Source organism: Novosphingobium piscinae (assembly GCF_014230355.1).
Lineage (GTDB): Bacteria > Pseudomonadota > Alphaproteobacteria > Sphingomonadales > Sphingomonadaceae > Novosphingobium > Novosphingobium piscinae.
Genome location: NZ_JACLAX010000001.1, coordinates 259,937 through 277,062, shown reverse-complemented (window position 1 = coordinate 277,062; position 17,126 = coordinate 259,937). Strand labels below are relative to the sequence as shown.

General features: G+C 68.0%; 16 protein-coding genes. 10 read left to right on the top strand and 6 right to left on the bottom strand.

The window, feature by feature from the left end; genetic code table 11:
- The first annotated feature begins 8 nt into the window (after nucleotides 1-8).
- The 4 genes from H7F53_RS01185 (at nucleotide 9) to H7F53_RS01170 (ending at nucleotide 3,522) form a co-directional block, all read left to right on the top strand.
- Nucleotides 9-1,442 carry a sensor histidine kinase gene (locus tag H7F53_RS01185; protein ID WP_185677633.1) on the top strand — a complete coding sequence of 478 codons (1,434 nt, stop codon included), beginning with the start codon at nucleotides 9-11 and terminating at the stop codon, nucleotides 1,440-1,442.
- Nucleotides 1,439-2,119, top strand: a complete 681-nt coding sequence (locus H7F53_RS01180; protein WP_185677632.1) for a response regulator transcription factor — start codon at nucleotides 1,439-1,441, stop codon at nucleotides 2,117-2,119. Before H7F53_RS01185 ends, H7F53_RS01180 begins: the two co-directional genes overlap by 4 nt.
- 187 nt (nucleotides 2,120-2,306) lie before the next feature.
- Nucleotides 2,307-2,624: a 2Fe-2S iron-sulfur cluster-binding protein gene (locus tag H7F53_RS01175; RefSeq protein ID WP_185677631.1), complete on the top strand. Its 318-nt coding sequence runs from the start codon at nucleotides 2,307-2,309 to the stop codon at nucleotides 2,622-2,624.
- 130 nt (nucleotides 2,625-2,754) lie between these two features.
- Nucleotides 2,755-3,522: an acyl-CoA thioesterase domain-containing protein gene (locus H7F53_RS01170; protein WP_185677630.1), complete on the top strand. Its 768-nt coding sequence runs from the start codon at nucleotides 2,755-2,757 to the stop codon at nucleotides 3,520-3,522.
- An 18-nt stretch (nucleotides 3,523-3,540) separates the two neighbouring features.
- Here H7F53_RS01170 and H7F53_RS01165 read toward each other — a convergent pair whose 3' ends face one another.
- From H7F53_RS01165 to H7F53_RS01155, 3 genes are all read right to left on the bottom strand, one after another.
- Nucleotides 3,541-5,232, bottom strand: coding sequence for an MFS transporter (locus H7F53_RS01165; RefSeq protein ID WP_185677629.1), 1,692 nt, complete (start codon nucleotides 5,230-5,232; stop codon nucleotides 3,541-3,543).
- Between the two features lie 122 nt (nucleotides 5,233-5,354).
- Nucleotides 5,355-6,155: a crotonase/enoyl-CoA hydratase family protein gene (locus H7F53_RS01160; protein WP_185677811.1), complete on the bottom strand. Its 801-nt coding sequence runs from the start codon at nucleotides 6,153-6,155 to the stop codon at nucleotides 5,355-5,357.
- A 34-nt stretch (nucleotides 6,156-6,189) separates the two neighbouring features.
- On the bottom strand, nucleotides 6,190-6,336 hold the full coding sequence (locus H7F53_RS01155) for a hypothetical protein (RefSeq protein WP_185677628.1): 147 nt from the start codon (nucleotides 6,334-6,336) through the stop codon (nucleotides 6,190-6,192).
- A gap of 150 nt (nucleotides 6,337-6,486) precedes the next feature.
- Between H7F53_RS01155 and H7F53_RS01150 the strand changes: the two genes are divergently transcribed.
- The 3 genes from H7F53_RS01150 to H7F53_RS01140 all read left to right on the top strand — a co-directional run bounded on the left by H7F53_RS01150 (nucleotide 6,487) and on the right by H7F53_RS01140 (nucleotide 8,548).
- Nucleotides 6,487-7,038: a MarR family winged helix-turn-helix transcriptional regulator gene (locus H7F53_RS01150; protein ID WP_185677627.1), complete on the top strand. Its 552-nt coding sequence runs from the start codon at nucleotides 6,487-6,489 to the stop codon at nucleotides 7,036-7,038.
- A 78-nt stretch (nucleotides 7,039-7,116) separates the two neighbouring features.
- Nucleotides 7,117-8,232, top strand: coding sequence for an NADH:flavin oxidoreductase (locus H7F53_RS01145; RefSeq protein WP_185677626.1), 1,116 nt, complete (start codon nucleotides 7,117-7,119; stop codon nucleotides 8,230-8,232).
- A 10-nt stretch (nucleotides 8,233-8,242) separates the two neighbouring features.
- A complete protein-coding gene (locus H7F53_RS01140) occupies nucleotides 8,243-8,548 on the top strand; it encodes a DUF1330 domain-containing protein (protein ID WP_185677625.1) in 306 nt (101 codons plus the stop codon).
- Nucleotides 8,549-8,575: 27 nt separating this feature from the next.
- Here H7F53_RS01140 and H7F53_RS01135 read toward each other — a convergent pair whose 3' ends face one another.
- The 3 genes from H7F53_RS01135 to H7F53_RS01125 form a co-directional block, all read right to left on the bottom strand.
- The gene (locus H7F53_RS01135) at nucleotides 8,576-9,400 is read right to left on the bottom strand and encodes an SDR family NAD(P)-dependent oxidoreductase (protein ID WP_185677624.1); all 825 of its coding nucleotides are present in this window, start codon (nucleotides 9,398-9,400) and stop codon (nucleotides 8,576-8,578) included.
- Nucleotides 9,401-9,562: 162 nt separating this feature from the next.
- Nucleotides 9,563-12,292, bottom strand: a complete 2,730-nt coding sequence (locus tag H7F53_RS01130) for a TonB-dependent receptor domain-containing protein (RefSeq protein ID WP_185677623.1) — start codon at nucleotides 12,290-12,292, stop codon at nucleotides 9,563-9,565.
- Between the two features lie 343 nt (nucleotides 12,293-12,635).
- On the bottom strand, nucleotides 12,636-13,406 hold the full coding sequence (locus tag H7F53_RS01125; protein WP_185677622.1) for an IclR family transcriptional regulator: 771 nt from the start codon (nucleotides 13,404-13,406) through the stop codon (nucleotides 12,636-12,638).
- A gap of 87 nt (nucleotides 13,407-13,493) precedes the next feature.
- Between H7F53_RS01125 and H7F53_RS01120 the strand changes: the two genes are divergently transcribed.
- The 3 genes from H7F53_RS01120 to H7F53_RS01110 are packed head-to-tail and all read left to right on the top strand — an operon-like array spanning nucleotide 13,494 to nucleotide 17,059.
- Nucleotides 13,494-15,056 (top strand): acetate--CoA ligase, encoded by a 1,563-nt coding sequence (locus tag H7F53_RS01120; protein ID WP_185677621.1) that lies wholly within the window; start codon nucleotides 13,494-13,496, stop codon nucleotides 15,054-15,056.
- Between the two features lie 20 nt (nucleotides 15,057-15,076).
- Nucleotides 15,077-16,201, top strand: coding sequence for an FAS1-like dehydratase domain-containing protein (locus H7F53_RS01115; protein WP_185677620.1), 1,125 nt, complete (start codon nucleotides 15,077-15,079; stop codon nucleotides 16,199-16,201).
- Between the two features lie 54 nt (nucleotides 16,202-16,255).
- Nucleotides 16,256-17,059, top strand: coding sequence for a sterol desaturase family protein (locus H7F53_RS01110; RefSeq protein ID WP_185677619.1), 804 nt, complete (start codon nucleotides 16,256-16,258; stop codon nucleotides 17,057-17,059).
- Nucleotides 17,060-17,126 lie beyond the last annotated feature (67 nt).

The window sequence follows — 17,126 nt, the reverse complement described above, 5'->3', positions numbered from 1 at the left end:
CCCGTCGCATGACCCGCACCTTCGGCTCTTCCCTCCTCGCGCTTGGCGCGGTTGGCGTGGTCACCGCGGTCTCCGTGGGGCTGCTGCCGGTGCTGGGACTGGCCTCGGCGGCGCTCCTGTTCCTGCTGCCGGTCCTGCTCGGCGCCGCGCGCGGGGGGCTCTGGCCCGGGCTGGTGGCGACCCTGGCCGGGGCGAGCGCCTACAACTTCTTCCTGCTCGAGCCGCGATACAGCTTCCGCGTCCACCAGCTCGACAGCCTGGTCAGCGTGGCCGTGCTCGGCGTCGTGGCCGCGGTGACCAGCCGGCTGGCCACCCGGCTGATGGCGCGCGAGGCCGAGGCCAATGCCCGCGCCGCGGCGAGCGAGGAGGCGGCCCGGCTCTCGGCCCTGCTCGCCGCCGGGCCGGCGGACGAGGCGCTGGGCGCGGGCTTGGCCTTCGTGGCAGCACGCTACGCTCCGGTGTACCTGCTCGACGGTGCACTGCCGGCGGGCAGCGATGCAGGTTTCTCCTCGCTCGACCTGTCGGCCGCGGCCTGGGCGCTCCACAATGGCGACCGCACCGGGCACGGCACCGAGACCATGGCCGCGGCCGACTGGAGCTTCATCCCGCTTGCGCTGCGCAGCCGCTCTGACCAGGCCGTGCTGGCCCTGGCGCGACCGAGCGACGGCCACCCGCGCAGCCCGGCCGAGCTCGACCAGCTGCAGCAGCTTGCCCTGCTGCTGGGTGCCTGCCGCGATCGAGCCAGCCTCGAACAGGTCCGCCGTGATCGCGAGCGGCTGGAGCAAAGCGAGCAATTGCGGCGGACTTTCCTTGCCTCGCTCGCCCACGACTTCCGCACCCCGCTGACCGTGATTACCGGGCAGCTCGCGCAGCTGGCGCAGCGCGATCCGGCGGCTGCCGACGCGCTGGTCGCTGCGGGGCAGCTGGAGCGGACCATGGCCGACCTGCTGGGTCTGGCGCGGATCGAGGATGGTTCACTCGTGGTCGCAAGTGAGAGCCTTGATGTGATCGACTCGGTCGGCGCGGCCTGCGATGCGGTGGCTCTCCCGGCCGGAATCACGCTGCAGCGCGCGGTTCCCACCGACTTGCCGTTCGTCCGCGGAGATCCCGTGATGCTGCACCACGCCCTGGCCAACCTGGTAGACAATGCCATGCGCCACGCCCACACCACGGTGCGTGTCAGCGCTGCAGGGACTGCCGAACGCGTGGAGATCGTGGTCGAGGATGATGGGTCCGGGATCCCGGCAGCGGATCGGGCCGAGGTGTTTGACCGCTTTCGCCGGCTGGCCGGGAGCGACCGCACCGCGGGTAGCGGGCTCGGACTGGCCATCGTGAAAGGCTTCACCGAGGCCATGGGCGGAGATGTCTCGATCGGCGAGAGTCCCCTTGGCGGGGCGCGCTTTGCCCTGGGCCTGCCCGGCGTGCCGGAGCCAGTGGGATGAGCCGGGTCCTTGCCGTCGATGACGAACCCGCCATCCTGCGGCTGCTGGGTGTGGTGCTGGCCCGCGACGGCCACCAGTTGGTCACCGCCGGGACGGCCCGCGACGCGCTCGCCGCGCTGGGCGCGGGTCCGGGCGCGATTGAGGCGGTGCTGCTCGATCTGGGCCTGCCCGACCGTGACGGGCTCGAACTGCTGACCATGATCCGCGCGCAGACCACCGTACCGGTAATCGTGCTGTCAGCCCGCAGTGAAGTGACCGAGAAGGTAGCCGCGCTCGATCTCGGCGCAGCCGACTATGTCACCAAGCCGTTCGACGGCGACGAGTTGCTGGCCCGTCTGCGCGTGGCCTTGCGCGGCAGCGGAACCACCGCCCCACGTGGCGGCGTGCTGGTCCATGGCCCGATCCGGCTTGATGCCGCCCGGCACGAAGTCTTCATCGCGGATCGTCCGGTTTCCCTCACCCCGCGCGAGTTCGCGGTGCTGGAGGTGCTGGTGGCGGCCGGCGGGCGCATCCTGACCCATGCGGCCTTGCTCGAGACAGTCTGGGGCAAGGCCCATCGCGACGACGTTGAGTACCTGCGCGTGGTGATCCGGGCGCTGCGGCTGAAGCTCGAGGACGACCCTGGCCAACCGCGACTGATCCGCAACGAGCCGGGGATCGGTTATCGGCTCTGCTGAACCGGTCCGCTTCGCTCCGGCTGTGGGGAGCGCGGGCAAACGGTAAGCAGGACGAGACCGAACCAGGGGGTTTTTGGCCGGATCTGCGCTTGCCAGCAGCCCCGTTTCGCGGCAACGGCTGGCCGACTCCGGGAAGACACGGCATAACCCGCCGTGCCCACCCGCAGACGAGCGAGAAGGACGGACGATGGCAAAGCTGACGGTGATCAATCGGGCGGGCGAGGAACAGTCGATCGAGGCTGGCGAGGGCCTGACCGTGATGGAAATCATTCGCGACAACGGCTTCGACGAATTGCTGGCGCTGTGCGGCGGCTGCTGCTCGTGTGCCACCTGTCATGTCTACGTCGATGACAGCTTCTCCGGAGAGCTGCCCGGGGTGTCCGCCGACGAGAACGACCTGCTCGACAGCTCGGACCACCGCACCGCCCAGTCGCGGCTGTCGTGCCAGATCACCTTCAACGCCGCGCTTGACGGCCTGCGGGTGACGATCGCTCCGGAAGACTGAAGGCCGCCCGCCCAGCGGACGCGCAACCCGCCCGGCCTCGCATCGGTCGGGCGGTTTCTGATGCAGCCCGCTTGCGCAGCCCAATGGCCTCGGCAATTAGGCTGGCAAAGCGGCTGCGGACGGACTGCACATGAGCGAACAGGCCTATTTCCGGCGGGTCGGTGACACCGTCCTGCCGCTTGCCACGACCGCGGGGTACTGGCGGGACGACACCATCCACGGCAGCGCGATCGTCGGATTGATGGGTCACGAGGTGTGGTCGCGCCATGGTGACGACGACTGGATCCCGGCGCGGTTCCATGTCGATATGCACCGGCTGGCTCCCGCCCGCCCGGTCGCGATCCGCACGGAGGTCATCCGCGAGGGTCGCCGGCTGCGGTTGATCGAGGCGCGGATGGTGATTGATGGCGATGAGTATGCCCGCGCCATCTGCCAGCTGCTGCGCGCGGGGACAAACCCTGACGGACGGGTCTGGCCGGGGCAGGCGCCATGGACCGTGCCGTCTCCAGACAGTCTTGCGGCCCTGCCCGGCGAAGCGCGGCGCGGCGCGGAATGGCGCCCGATCAAGGGCCACATCGGCGCACAGGGTCCGCGCCAGCTCTGGCTGCGGCAACAACTCGAGATCGTCGCCGGGGAGCCGCTGGTGCCCTTCACCCGGGTCGCCGCGATCGCCGACGTCGCGAGCCCCTGGCTCCACTCGGCGGACACCGGCATCAAGTTCATCAATGCCGACGTGGTGGTCAATCTTCATCGCCTGCCGGTCGGGCATTGGACTGGGCTCGAAGCCAGCGTCCACGATTCATCTCAGGGCATAGCCGTGGGTTACTGCCGGCTGTACGATGAGGTCGGGTCGCTTGGCTTCGCCAGCGCGACGGGTCTGGCCAGCCAGCGTTCCTGACGCGGCCCGGGTCGTTCCTCAGAACGAGATGGGCCCGTAGCTGTCGCCGCGATCCGGTGCATCGGCACTGCTGCGCACCGACCCATAGGGACGCTCCAGCCGCCGCCGCACACGGTCAGCCGGCTGATGATCGTAAAAGCTGTTTGCCTGGTGCTGCAACTCCTCGTCGGCCGCGCTCAGCCGGTTGCGCTGGCGCATGTAGTCGGCCCAGGTCGGACAGTGATAGCGTTCGGTCCATAGCCGGGGATCCTGCAGGTCCCGCGCCAGCGACCAGTCGAAGGCCCCGCTGCGGGTCCGCGCGCCGCGCAGCTCCTGCATCACCGCATAGAAGGCGCGGGCGTGCTCCTCGCGCACCAGATAGTCGATCTCGATCACGATCGGCCCGCTGCGCGGTGTGATCGCCAGGCTGGTCTCGGGGTCGGCCCGTTCCAGCTGCGATGGCAGGAGCGGTCCCGCCACGGTCGGGATCGGCATGATGCGCCCAAGCAGCACGGTCGCGGCCAGACAGGCGCCGGACACGACCAGGGCGGGACCCGTACCGAGGCCATGCGCGGCCACGCCCCACAGCCAGGCACCCACCGAAATGCCGGCCGTGGTCGCGGTATTGTAGAACGACAGGGCCCGTCCGGTCACCCAGCGCGGCGCCGATAGCTGGACGTTGACGTTGAACAGCGCCAGCATGATCATCGACGGACCACCCGCCAGGAGCAGGCCCAGTGCGGTGAGGGGCAGCGAGCGGCTCAGCCCGGCGATCGCGGTCCCGGTACCGGCAGCCAGCGCGCAGAACCGCACCGCGGTTTCCATGTCGAACCGGGCCCGGATCTGGCCAACGAAACTTGCCCCGATGACCGCCCCCACGCCGAAGATGCCGAGCAGCAAGCCATAGGTCGCGGCATTGCCGCCAAGCAGATCCTTGGCAATCAGCGGGGTCAGCGCCGTGACGGCCGAACTGCCGAGAACCGCGATGAAGGCTCGCACGATGACGATGCGGATCTGCGGCGAGTGGAGCGAATAGCGCACGCCGCCGATCACGGCGCGGTCGATCCGCTCAGGCTCGAAGCGCGAAGGCACCTGTGGCCGCTTCCACAGGTAGAAGGCCAGCATCGAGGGCAGATAGCACAAGGCATTGGCGACGAAGGCGGCCATGGCGCCAAAGGCGGCCACCACGGCGCCGCCCAGCGCGGGGCCGATCGAGCGTGCCGCGTTGTAGCTGATCGTCCCAAGCGCAATGGCCGAGGGCAGATGGCGCGGCTCGACCTGCTCGCTCACCGAGGCCTGCCACGAAGGCGCAAACAGCGCCGATCCGCAACCGATCGCGAAGCAGAAGCCCAGCAGCACCCAGGGGGTCAGCCACCCGGCATAGCTGATCGAGGCCATGGCCGCCGCGGCGGCCATGGCGATGGCATAGCCCAGTAGCGCCACCTTGCGCCGGTCAAACACGTCGGCGATCGCCCCCGAGACCAGCGAGAGCAGCATCGAGGGCAGGAACATCGCGGTCTGGACCAGCGCCACCATCTCGGGCGATCCGGTCAGCCGAGTCATCTCCCAGGCCGCGCCGACGCCCTGGATCAGCTGGCCAAAATTGGCGACGAAACTCGCCATCCAGATGTTGCGGTAGGTCGGGTTGGCCAGCGGGGCGAGCAGGCTGGTCGCGCGGTCGGCCGGAGGCGACGCGTCGGGCGGCTGGGTCACGTCCTCGGCTCTCCTCATCGCAACCTGCCCGGGTTGTCCGGGGCCCGCCGTGGCCAGCCCGCCGATCCGGCGCGGGCCTGTCGCAGCTTAATCCCGAATTGGTGAGCGAGCGCAAGCCTTCACGCGGCGGGCCACCGGTTTCAGCCCCCGTTGAACCGCGGCGGCCGCTTCTCGACAAAGGCGGCAACCGCCTCCTGATGCTCGGGCGTATGATGCGCCAGCGCCTGATAGGCCGCCGAAAGCTCGAGCAACGGCGCTAGCTTCATGTCCTGCGCCTCGCGCAGCAGGCGCTTGGCCAACCGCGTCGCGTGGCCGGGGTTTGCCGCGATGCGCTGCGCCATCGCTCTGGCGGTTTCCAACAGGCGGTCGCCCGGCACCACCTCGTGCACCAGGCCATAGGCCAGCGCCGTGGCGGCATCGATCGGATCGCCGGTCAGCGACATCACCGTCGCCCGGGGCAGGCCGATCAACCGCGGCAGGAACCAGGCGCCGCCATCGCCCGGGATCAGGCCGAGCTTGACGAAGCTCTCGGCGAACAGCGCAGTCTCGGACGCGATGCGGATGTCGCACATGCAGGCAAGGTCGAGCCCGGCGCCGATGGCCGGACCGTTGACCGCAGCCACCACCGGAACCTCCAGTTCGTAGAGCGCCTGGGCCACCTTCTGGATGCCGCGGCGGTAGCCGTTACGCTGGTCATAGGGCTCGCCCGCGAACATGCCTTCGCGGTTGGCCATGTCCTTGACGTTGCCGCCCGCGCAGAACGCCGACCCAGCTCCCGTGAGGACCACGGCTCGGACCGTGTCGTCTGCCGTAACCGAATCGATGAAAGCCACAAAGGCCTCCATGTCCGGCTTGGCGGTGATCGCATTGCGCAGGGCGGGACGGTTGATCGTCGCGGTCAGGACCGCGCCTTCGCGCTCGACAAGAAGGAACGGCTCCACACTGGTCTCCGGAGTGGGTGACAATGCCCCAGCGCTAGGGCGGCAGCCGGGTCTTGCCAACCATGTTGTCGCCGCGATCGACGCCGATCCCGAGGTTGCGACGGAGCGTCAACGGGGCGCCCATCGCGGCGGCGATGGGCCAAGGCTGCGGTTGCACCGGCCAAGCGGGCGGATATGCCATCGGGGCCGCTCACGATGGGAACAGTGGCCCAGATCAAGCGAGGTCCACGCGATGAACAGCAGCCGCCAGCGCCCTGCCGTCCCGCCAATCCGGCCCGCAAGGCCGGTACCCTCTCAGGACGCCGCGAATGGCCTCGGCGGGGCAGGCTGAATGCCCCGCACCGCTGGACCCGCCGGTTCCGTCGTCCCGGCCGAGCAACTCGCCGCGGGCAAGGCCTTCTTCGCCGAGGCCGGGCTCGACGTCCGCCATTTCGGCGCGATCTGGCATCTCTACAAGATCGGTCAGCTGATGGCGACGGACCTCAATGCCGTGAGCGGGCGCCACGGTCTGAGCATCGCCGACTTCCACCTGCTGGGCGCACTCATGATGCGGGCGCCCGAACCCTTGCGAGCGACCGATCTGGCCCAGGCTCTGAACGTCACCAACGCCGCGCTAAGCGGCCGCGTGCGTCGGCTCGCCTCCGCCGGGCTGCTGATCTGCACCCCAGACCCGCTGGATCAGCGCAGCCGCCCGATCACGCTGACCGCAGAGGGCGCCGACCGGGTTGCGGCCATCGCCCGCGATCTTGAGACACAGGGCCGGTTCGTCCGGCGCTTCCATGCGCTTGAAACCGCCGACCAGATGGCGCTCGAGCGGATCGCGGCGGCACTGCACACGGCGCTCGCCCGGGATTTCGTGGCTACCCGGCGCGGAGATGCTTAAGGGGTTGAACAAGTTTGGCTTGGCCGGCACCACGATCCCGCCCAGGACGACGCCAGCGCAGACAGGATGATGCCCCAGATGACCAGTTCAGCTGACGTTCTTTTCCAGCCAATCACGATCGGCACACTCACCCTGCCCAACCGCATTGTCATGGCTCCCATGACCCGGAGTTTCGCGATCGATGGCCGGGTCGGGTCTGCTCAGGCAGAGTACTACCGTCGCCGCGCTGAGGGCGGAGTGGGCCTGATCGTCACCGAGGGGGTCGTGGTCGACCGGCCGGCCTCGCGCAACGAACCCAACGTGCCGCAGTTCTTCGGGGACGCTTTGGAGGGATGGCGCGAGGTCGTTGGCGCGGTGCATGGCGTGGGCGGCCGGATCGCCCCGCAGATCTGGCACACTGGCGCGGTGCGCAGCGCGACGACCGACTGGGAGCCGGAGGTTCCGGTTGAGAGCCCGTCAGGCCTGCTCGGCCCGGATCAGCCGCGCGGCATGGCCATGACCGAGGAAGCCGTGGCCGACACCGTGGCAGCCTTTGCCAAGGCCGCCGGCGACGCCCGCCGACTCGGCTTCGACTGCGTCGAGGTGCATGGGGCGCACGGCTATCTGATCGATCAGTTCTTCTGGGCGGCAACCAACCTGCGTAGCGATCGCTACGGCGGTCCGACGCTGCGCGAACGGTCGCGCTTCGCGGCCGAGATCGTCGGCCAGATCAGGGCGGCGGTAGGCCCCGGTTTTCCCTTGATCCTGCGGGTCAGCCAGTGGAAGCAGCAGGCACTTGGCGCCAAGCTCGCGCCGACCCCCGCCGAGATGACCGACTGGCTCCTGCCACTGGTCGAAGCCGGGGTGGACGTGCTGCACTGCTCGCAGCGCCGCTTCTGGGAGCCCGAGTTCCCCGAGCTGGATGGCGAGCACGGCCTGAACTTTGCGGGCTGGGCCCGCAAGCTGACCGGCGCGCGGACGATCAGCGTCGGCTCGGTCGGTTTGAACGGCGATTTCCTGCGCACCTTCAGCGACCAGCACGCCAGCACGGCCGGGATCGGGGATCTGATCCAGCGGATGGAGCGCGACGAGTTCGACATGATCGCGGTCGGACGCGCCCTGATCACCAACCCGCACTGGGTGCGCCAGGTGCGCGAAGGCCGGGTCGACGAGTTGCTGCCGTTCACCTCCCAGGCGCTGGCCGAGCTGTCGTGACCTGCCCGCTATGACCGCCTACATCCTGGTCTATCGGGAAACCCCGGTCCGTGACGCGGCGGGCATGGCGGAGTACTCGCGGCTCAATCGCGCCAATGCGGTTGACTGGCAGGAGCGCTACGGCATCGCCCCGCTGGCGGTCTATGGCCAGGTCGAGGCGCTTGAGGGGACAGCGCCCGACGGGGTCGTCATTTTGCGTTTCCCTTCGCTTGAGCAGGCGCGCGCCTGGTACGACAGCCCCGCCTACCGCGAGGCGCTGGCGCTCCGGGTCGGCGCGGCGGACTGGCGGGTTGTGCTGGTTGAGGGCCTCGGCTGACTCGGCGGGCAGCCTGACCAGCGCGCGTCAGTAGGCCGCCGTGAGTTCTGCGCTGACCTGCCACAGCCGCGCCGCCGCGGCATCGTCCTGCGCCTCTACGCTGCATGCGGCTTCGGCCATGGCGTGAAAGTACCGTCCGTTCACCAGGGCCGGGGCCGGATCGCCTGCCAGCCAGCACAGCGTGCGGGCCGGGACCTCGGGCGCAACCGCCTCGGGCCGGATCGCCTCCATATGCGCCTTCATCGGGGCGTCACAATGGCTGGCGAAATTGCTGTCGACCACGCCGGGGTGCATGGCGTGGGCCACCAGTCCTTCCGGGCCATAGCGGCGCGCCAGTTCGCGGGTGAACAGGATGTTGGCCAGCTTGGCCTGGCAATAGGCCGCGCCGCTGAGCCAGCCGGTGGTGAAATCAAGGTCGTCCCAGTTGAGACCCCGGCAGTACTCGTGCCCGCTCGAGGAGACGGCGATCACCCGCCCGCCCGGCAGCAGCGCCGGCAGCAGCCGGGTGGTGAGCATGAAGGGGGCCAGATGATTGGCGGCGAAGGTGACCTCGAACCCTTCAGCCGTGGTGCGGCGTTCGGCCTGAACCCCGCCCGCCACGTTGAGCAGGGCATCGATCCGGGGGGCGAGGCGCAGCAGCTCGGCCGCCAGACCGGCGATAGCAACCAGCGAGGACAGGTCGGCGCGGAGCATCGTGAACCGTGGCGAAGCGAGCGCGGCGGCTGTGTCGGCGGTGCGCAGCGGATCGCGGCCGATGCCGATGACGCGCCAGCCGGCGTCGAGCAACTGGGCGGCTGCGGCCCGGCCGATCCCGGCGCTGGCCCCCGTGACGATCGCGGTCCTGTGTTCCATCCCCGTCAGAGTTGCATGACCGGATGCAGTGGACAATGCGCGGGGACCGCCTATCCCTCCGGCGATGGAGCGCTCGGCTCGGGCCCTTAAGGCAATCGGCCCGGGAGCCAAGCTCCCGGGCCGATCCCCCCCCCGCAAGGACTGCGGCCTGAGCCGTGCGGCCTACATCTGGAAGGTAGCGCCCAGCTTGATCACCCGGCCCAGCGTCCAGCGGAAGTAGGGCGGATTGTTGGTGTTGAGGCGCCGCACCCGCTCGGGCTCAACGTCGAACACGTTGTCGACGATCAGCCGCAGCGACAGTCCGCTCAGCGGGCTGGTCTTGCTGAAGTCATAGCCGAAGTTGACGTTGGTCAGGGTGAAAGGCTTGCGATCGACGTTGCCGAGATTGTCGCCGGCTTCGTCCCGCGCCTTGCCCGAGTAGTTGACGGTGATGCGGCTCGACAGCGGCCCCTTGCTCCAGGCGAGGTAAGTGGTCGCGGTAAAGCGCGATTGCCCGACGTTCAGCTGGTTCACCGCCACGCCATTGGCGAGCACCCGGGCCCGGGTGGCCAGGGTCCCGTTGAGGCCCAGACCGAACCGGCCGAGCCGGGTATCCTGGTCGATCGCGGCGGTGAAATCGACGCCTTCGAGCTTGGCGGCATTGAGGTTGCCAGTGCGGGTATCGACCACGATGGCAATGTTCGAGGCGACCTGCTGCGCGCCCAGCTGCCCGCCGTTGGTCAGGCCGGCGAGGATCGCCGAGTACTGCGCCGCCGTGAGGTTGTAGGTGTAGAGATCGGGGTTGGTGGTGTAGGTCGCCTGGTTGGCCGGGTTCAGGTTGCCCAGCGCGTTCTTGAGGTCGATCGAGTAGAAGTTCGCCCCGAACCGCAGCCCGTCGAGCGGGGTGGCCTCGAAGCCCACGGCCCAGCTGTTGGCGGTCTGCGGCTTCAGGCCGGGAGCCGAACCCTGCAGCACGAGGGCGCAGGAGCCCTGCCTGCTGGTATCGCGGCCGAGCGGATCGTTCGGCCGCTGGGCGGCGGTGCCGCCCGGCACATAGATGCCGCAGGCGAACCGGCCGGTGGCGATCGCCAGGTTGTCGATCGCGGTCGGCGCGTTGAACGACTTGTTCCAGTGCGCGAAGATCTTCAGCCCTTCGACCGGCGTGAGCGTCAGGCCGATGTTCGGATTGGTCGTCCCCCCGAAATCGCTGTAGTCATCATGGCGGATCGAGCCGTTGACCGTGGCGAAGCTGGTCACTGGCAGCGAGAGTTCGCCGTAGAACGACTTGGCGTTCCGGTTGGTCTCACGGAAGGGCAGGGCGTCGATCGAGCCGACCGGACCGGCCGTGAGGCGCGTGGCGGCCCAGTTCTTCTGGTATTCGAGGCCGACCGCGAGCTTGGCATCGCCGCCCGGCAGCGGGAACAGCGGACCATCCGCCACGGCGCGCATGAGCAGCATCTTCTGCGTCATGTCCTGCGCGTTCTCGTAGTTCAGGATGTCGGTGATCACCGCCGCGCTGGCCGCGCCGACGTTGAACGGGTTGAGCTGGCCCGCGGCAACGCCGGTGCAGCCGGTAATGTAGCACTGGGCCTTGACCGTATCGACGTTCGGGAAGGCCTGGTAGTTGACCGACTTGCCGAAGTGGGCATTGGCGCGCACCTGCCAGTCGCTGGTCACTGCCCAGGTCAGCTCGGGCGAGACGCCCCAGGTCTCGAAGCCGACGCGGTTCGGCGCGTTGACGTAGGCCGCGTTGGGCGCGAACGAGAAGCTGGTGCCGCCAGGGACCGCAGTAATGCTGCCGACCGCCGCATTCGGGAAGGCCGCGCCGACCAGCGCGCCGGTGGTCAGCGGGCTGCCTGCGGCGGTGAAACCGCGCGGCAGGATGCTGAACTCGGTATCGCGCTTGCTCCAGTAGGCAGTCACGCGCAGCTCGAGGCTGTCGGACAGCGTCTGGGTGAGCTTGCCGTAGACGTTGGTGCGGGTCTGCTTGGGCAGGTAGGTCGAGGCCGAGACGCCGTCGCAGGGCGAACCCACCGGGAACGAGGGTCCGGCGCCGGGGGCAGCGGGGTTGTTGGTGAACTGGGCAGCGCCCGGACCGAAGCGGAACCAGCGGGCCTCGGTGCCGACCGGAGTGGCGCACTGGGTGAAGGTGAAGCTGCCCACGCCCGCGGCGTTGTAAACCCGCGGGTCATTCCAGGGCACGTCGCGGTTGACCACCTCGGTGCGCTCGTCGCGGTTGAAAGCGATGTAGGCGTTGCCGCTGTTCCAGCTCTTGCCGGCCAGGATCGAGCCGTTCCAGGTCTGGTAGCGCTTGATCGTGGTGCCGAACGACGCATTGGCGTCGACCTTGATCCCGTCGAACTTCGGCAGGGTGCGGAAGTTGAGCACGCCCGCCACGGCGTCGGCGCCGTAGAGCGACGAACCGCCATCGGTGACCACGTCGATCCCGGCCATGATCACGGCGGGAATGAGATCGACGTCGATCGCGGCCTGGCCCACACCGACCGGGGTCGCGCGCATGCCGTCGATCAGCACGAGGGTCAGGGCGCCAGAGGTCTGGTTGGACGAGGGGACGTTGCGCAGGTTCGGCTTGGTGATCGAGATGCCCGACGAAAAGCCGCGCGGATCGCCTTCGAACCGGCCGTTGAAGGTGTTGGCGATCTGCGGGATCACGCCCAGCAGTTCGTTGGTGGTGGTGGCACCCTTGACCTGGATGTCCTCGCGACCGACGCTGATGGTTTGCGAACCGGTCACCTGGGTGCCGCGGATCAGCGTGCCGGTGACCACGATCTCCTCGGTCGGGGTCTCCGCCGCGTCGGCAGGGGTGGGGACGGTCTGCGCCGAGGCGGCACTCGCAGCCATGATCGGCATGATGCAGCTGGTGGCAAGTAGCAGGCTTTGGAACGACTTCATTGTTATCCTCCCCAGGTGCAACATCGGCTGACGCGGCTGCTCGGCCGGGCGCTTCAAACGTGCTGTCGCAATACCTATCCGCTTCCGGAACTGCGGCAATCGTGAAGGAGGAGCGCAACGGGATAATCGCTGGCGCGATAGAGCGCATTTATTCGCACATGCACAATAAATAGAGAAAGCGCCCGGATTCTTGGGGAATCGGCGGATACTAAAGTAGTATACTTTATCCGCTGTTGAATAATCTCGTCGGCTCGAGCGGCATGCGAAGTTCGACTTGCTGCGTCCGCTGGCTGTCCTGACCGGTGCGCCCCGATGGCCCGCGGCGGACCCATTTCCTGTCGGCCTAGGCGCCCGAAAGCCGTTCGCTAAGGGAACGTGCGGCGCCTGCGACGGCGCCGGCCAGTTGCTCGAGCCCGCCGCGGCGCACCGCGCTGCCGAGGCCCACCGCCGCCAGCGCATGACTGAGCTGTCCCGGGCTGCGGAACACCGGGGCGGCCACGACGGTGACCCCGGCGATGTAGTTTCCTTCATCGACCGCATATCCGGTCTGGCGCGTCCGGGCGACTTCGTCGCGCCAGTGGTCGAAGGTCGGCGGGGCCTCCCAGCGCAGGCCGGAGAAGCGGCGGCGCAGCACCTCGGGGTCATGCCCGCCGAAGGCCGCCACGCAGCGGCCCGTGGCGCTGATCAGCGCGGGAAAGCGGCTGCCGACCTCGGCATTGAGCTGGAAGTTGCCGGTGCCCAGCGCCTTGGCGACCACGATCATGTGCTGGAGTCCGACCACCTGCACCCCCAGCATGGTAAGGCCGTGCTCGGTCGCGACGCGATCGAGCAGCGGCTGGGCGAGGTCGGCGAACCGATCGCGCTTGAGCCATCCACGCGCGAGCGTGAGCACCCCGGCCGCAAGCGTGTAGCGCTTGGTCGCCGGATCAAAGCCGACCAGTTCTTCCTCGGCCAGCGCGCGCAGCAGGTAGAGGCAGGTCGAGGGGACCAGATCCAGCTCACGGGCGATGGCATTGACCCCGAGCGGCGCCTCGCTCCGCCCGAGCAGGCGGAGGATCGCCGCGGCACGGGCGATGGCCGGGGCCTTCGACGGTGCGGCACTGTCGCTGGTCATAATTCGCCCCGGTGATGCCTTTTCATTCAATATACAGAATAATATTCTATATGTACAACGTCAAGGCGCCTGTGGCATGTGCCGGACATGCCCAGACTCACCCAGTTCACCCGCTATGCCGATGCCCAGGCCCATGCTTCGGGGGCGGCGCTGTGGGATCTCTTCGACGGCGATCGTGAGCATCTCAACATCGCCCACGAATGCATCAACCGGCATGCCGATGGCTCCGGCCGCCCGGCCGTGCGCATCGCCCATGCCGATGGGCGTGACGAGATCCTGAGCTTCGACGAGATCGCCGCGGGGGCCGCCCGGTTCGCCCACTGGCTGATCGCCGAGGGCATCCAGCCGGGCGAACGCATTGCCTTCATGCTTGAGCCGTCGCTGCCCTTCTACGTCTGCCTGTTCGGCGCCATGCAGACCGGTGCGATCTCGGTGCCGCTGTTCACTCTGTTCGGGCCCGACGCACTGCGCCTCCGGGTGGACGATTGCCGGCCGTCGATCCTGGTAACCAACGCCGACAAGGCCGAACTGGCCCGTTCGCTCGACGGGCCGCGCGTGGTCGTCGCCGACGATGCGTTCCTCGCTTCGCTGGCAGGCTTCCCCGACCGCATCACCGCACGCTCACGGGCCAACGACATCGCGGTGTTCCAGTATACCAGCGGCACGACCCGCGAGCTGCCGGAGGCGGTGCGCCACACCCACCGCGCGATCGTCACGCTGATGTTCGCCGCGCTCTACGGCACCGGGATCCGTCCCGGAGACGAGTTCTTCTGCCCATCATCCCCGGCCTGGGGCCACGGGCTGTGGCACGGCACGCTCGCCCCCCTGGCGCTGGGGGTGACCACGGGCACCTTTGCCGGCCGCTTCGATCCGGTGCGGCTGCTGCAGGCGCTCGACAGTTTCGGCATCACCAACATGTCGGCCGCCGCCACGCACTACCGGATGATGAAGAACTCGGGACGCGGGGGTGATTTCACTTTCCGGTTTGACAAGCTGTCCTACACCGGCGAGCCGATCGACCCTTCCACGCTCGAATGGATCGACGCCCATTTCAAGGTGCCGGCCTGCTCGATGTACGGCACCACCGAGATCGGCGTGGTGCTGGTGAACTATCCCGGCGCGGACGATTTCACGGTCAAGCCGGGGTCGCTCGGCAAGGCGATTCCGGGCCAGCGGCTTCAGGTCCAGCGCCCTGACGGCACGGCCTGCGCGCCGGGCGAGGTGGGTGAGCTGATGCTGTGGCGCGGCGGCGCGTGGATGACCACCAAGGACCGCGCCCGGATCGACGAGGACGGCTATTTCTATCACTGCGGCCGGGCCGACGACGTGATCATCTCGGCCGGCTGGACCCTGTCCGCGGTCGAGATCGAGAACACCATGCTCAAGCATCCCGCCGTGCTTGAATGCGCGGTTATCGGGGTCCCCGACGAGCAGCGCGGCCAGGTGGTCAAGGCCTTCGTCATCGCGCGTGAACCGGGCAGCGATGCGCTGGTCCGCGCGCTGCAGGACTTCACCCGCGAAAAGCTCGCGCAGCACGAATTTCCGCGGATCGTCGAATTCGTCGACGAGCTGCCGAAGAACCCGGCCGGCAAGGTCAATCGCAAGATCTTGCGCGACCGCGAGGCCGCCGCAGCCGCTGCCGCCGCTTGAATTCAGGAGAGCATAAGACCATGAGCGCCAAATTCCCCAAGATCACCGAAGAGGGTCTCGCCGACCTGCGCAGCCGCATCGGCATCAAGATCGAGAACACGGTCGAACCGTGGAACTATGAGGCCACCCGTGACGCGATCCGTCACTACGCCCACGGCATCGGCGACGACAATCCGCTGTGGACCGACCCGGACTATGCCGCCAAGACCAAGTACGGCTCGATCGTCGCGCTGCCGAGCTTCCTCTTCACCACCAGCCGGATCATCTCGGGCTACTGCGGCGGCCTGTCCGGGGTACACGCGATGTGGGCCGGGGCCGACTGGACCTGGCACAAGCCGGTGCTGCGCAACGACACGATCCGCACCGAGGCTTACCTGAAGGACCTGGTCGAGCATCAGACCAAGTTCGCCGGGCGGTCGTTCCAGCAGATCTACCACGTCGACTTCTTCAACCAGCACGGCGATCTGGTCTGCGAGGCCGACAGCTGGGTGTTCCGCACCGACCGTGACGAGGCCCGCGAGCGCGGTACCAAGTACACCGAGGCGCGCGGTCGGGTCGAGCCGTTCACCGACGAGCAGCTCGCCGAATGGGGCAAGCTCTACGCCAACGAGGAAATCCGGGGCGCGACGCCGCGCTACTGGGAGGACGTGAATGTCGGCGACGAGCTGCCGCGCATGATGAAGGGTCCGATGACCGTGACCGGCTTCATCTGCTATGCGCAAGGCTGGGGCGGGCTCTACATCCGCGCCAACAAGCTGGCTTGGAAGATGCAGCAGGCCCATCCGGGTCTTGGCATCAAGAACCGCTTCAACGTCCCCGACTGCCCCGAGCGGGTGCACTGGGACGAAGCCTTCGCGCTCGAGGTCGGCGCCCCGGGAGCCTACGACTACGGTCCCGAGCGCAATTCGTGGCTGACCCATCACGTCACCAACTGGATCGGCGATGATGGCTTCCTGCACAAGTCGAAGTGCCAGATCCGCCGCCACAACCCGGACGGCGACGTGATCTTCATTGACGGCAGCGTCACCCGCAAGTTCGAGGAGAACGGCAAGAAGTATGTCGAGATCCAGCAGCTTGCCACGACCCACCGCGGCGAGACCTCGGCCTTCGGAACGGCGATCGCCGAACTGCCCAGCAAGGGTTGAACCAATCCTTCAGGGGCCCCTGCCGGAACCGGGGCCCTCAGGAGACCAGTTGCGATGAATCCGTGGGATCAGGTCCTGTTTCTGTTCAGCGCCGAGCAGTCGGTGCGCACGTGGTTCGCCCTGTTCCTCGGCGCCGGCCTGGTAGCCGGGCTGTGGACGGGCTTCTTCAAGGCGCGCAAGATCCAGCCACGGGGCTTCAAGTGGAAGACCTTCCGCAACGAGGGCATCTTCGCGGTCATCAACCTCGTCGCTTCGGGCTTCCTGATCGGGGCCCCGATGAGCTGGCTGCTCGCCCATGGCTGGATCACGGTCGACAAGGGTCCGGTCAGTCCGTGGCGGATCGCGATAGAGTACGCGCTGTATTTCTTTCTGTTCGACACCTGGTTCTACTGGCTGCATCGCTGGATGCACAAAGAGCCGGTCTACACCTACGTCCACAAGCTGCACCACTTCTCGACCTCGCCCAACCTGCTGACCACGCTGTCGGTCAATCCGATCGAATCGTTGATCAATGGCGGCTTCGTCCCGCTGTTTCTCACCGGCATGGCGCTGGTTTCGCCCGTGCACGAGCATGCGATGGCGCTGATCACCCCCACCAACATCATCATGGGGCTCTACGTCCACTCGGGCTACGAATTCATGCCGCGCTGGTGGAACAAGAGCTGGGCCACCAAGTGGTTCATCACCGCCACCTTCCACGACCAGCACCACAAGTACTTCCGGGTGAACTACGGCGGCTACACCACGATCTGGGACCGGCTGTGCGGGACGATGCGCCCGAAGTACGAAGAGGAGCTGGTGGCGATCAAGGACCGCGCTGCCGCCCCGCGCAGCGAGCCGGTGGTCGCCACACCCTGAGCGACGCCTCGGTTACCGCCCCGGCGATGGGCCAACCACTTGTCTCCGTGCCTCCCGCGGCTAGCCT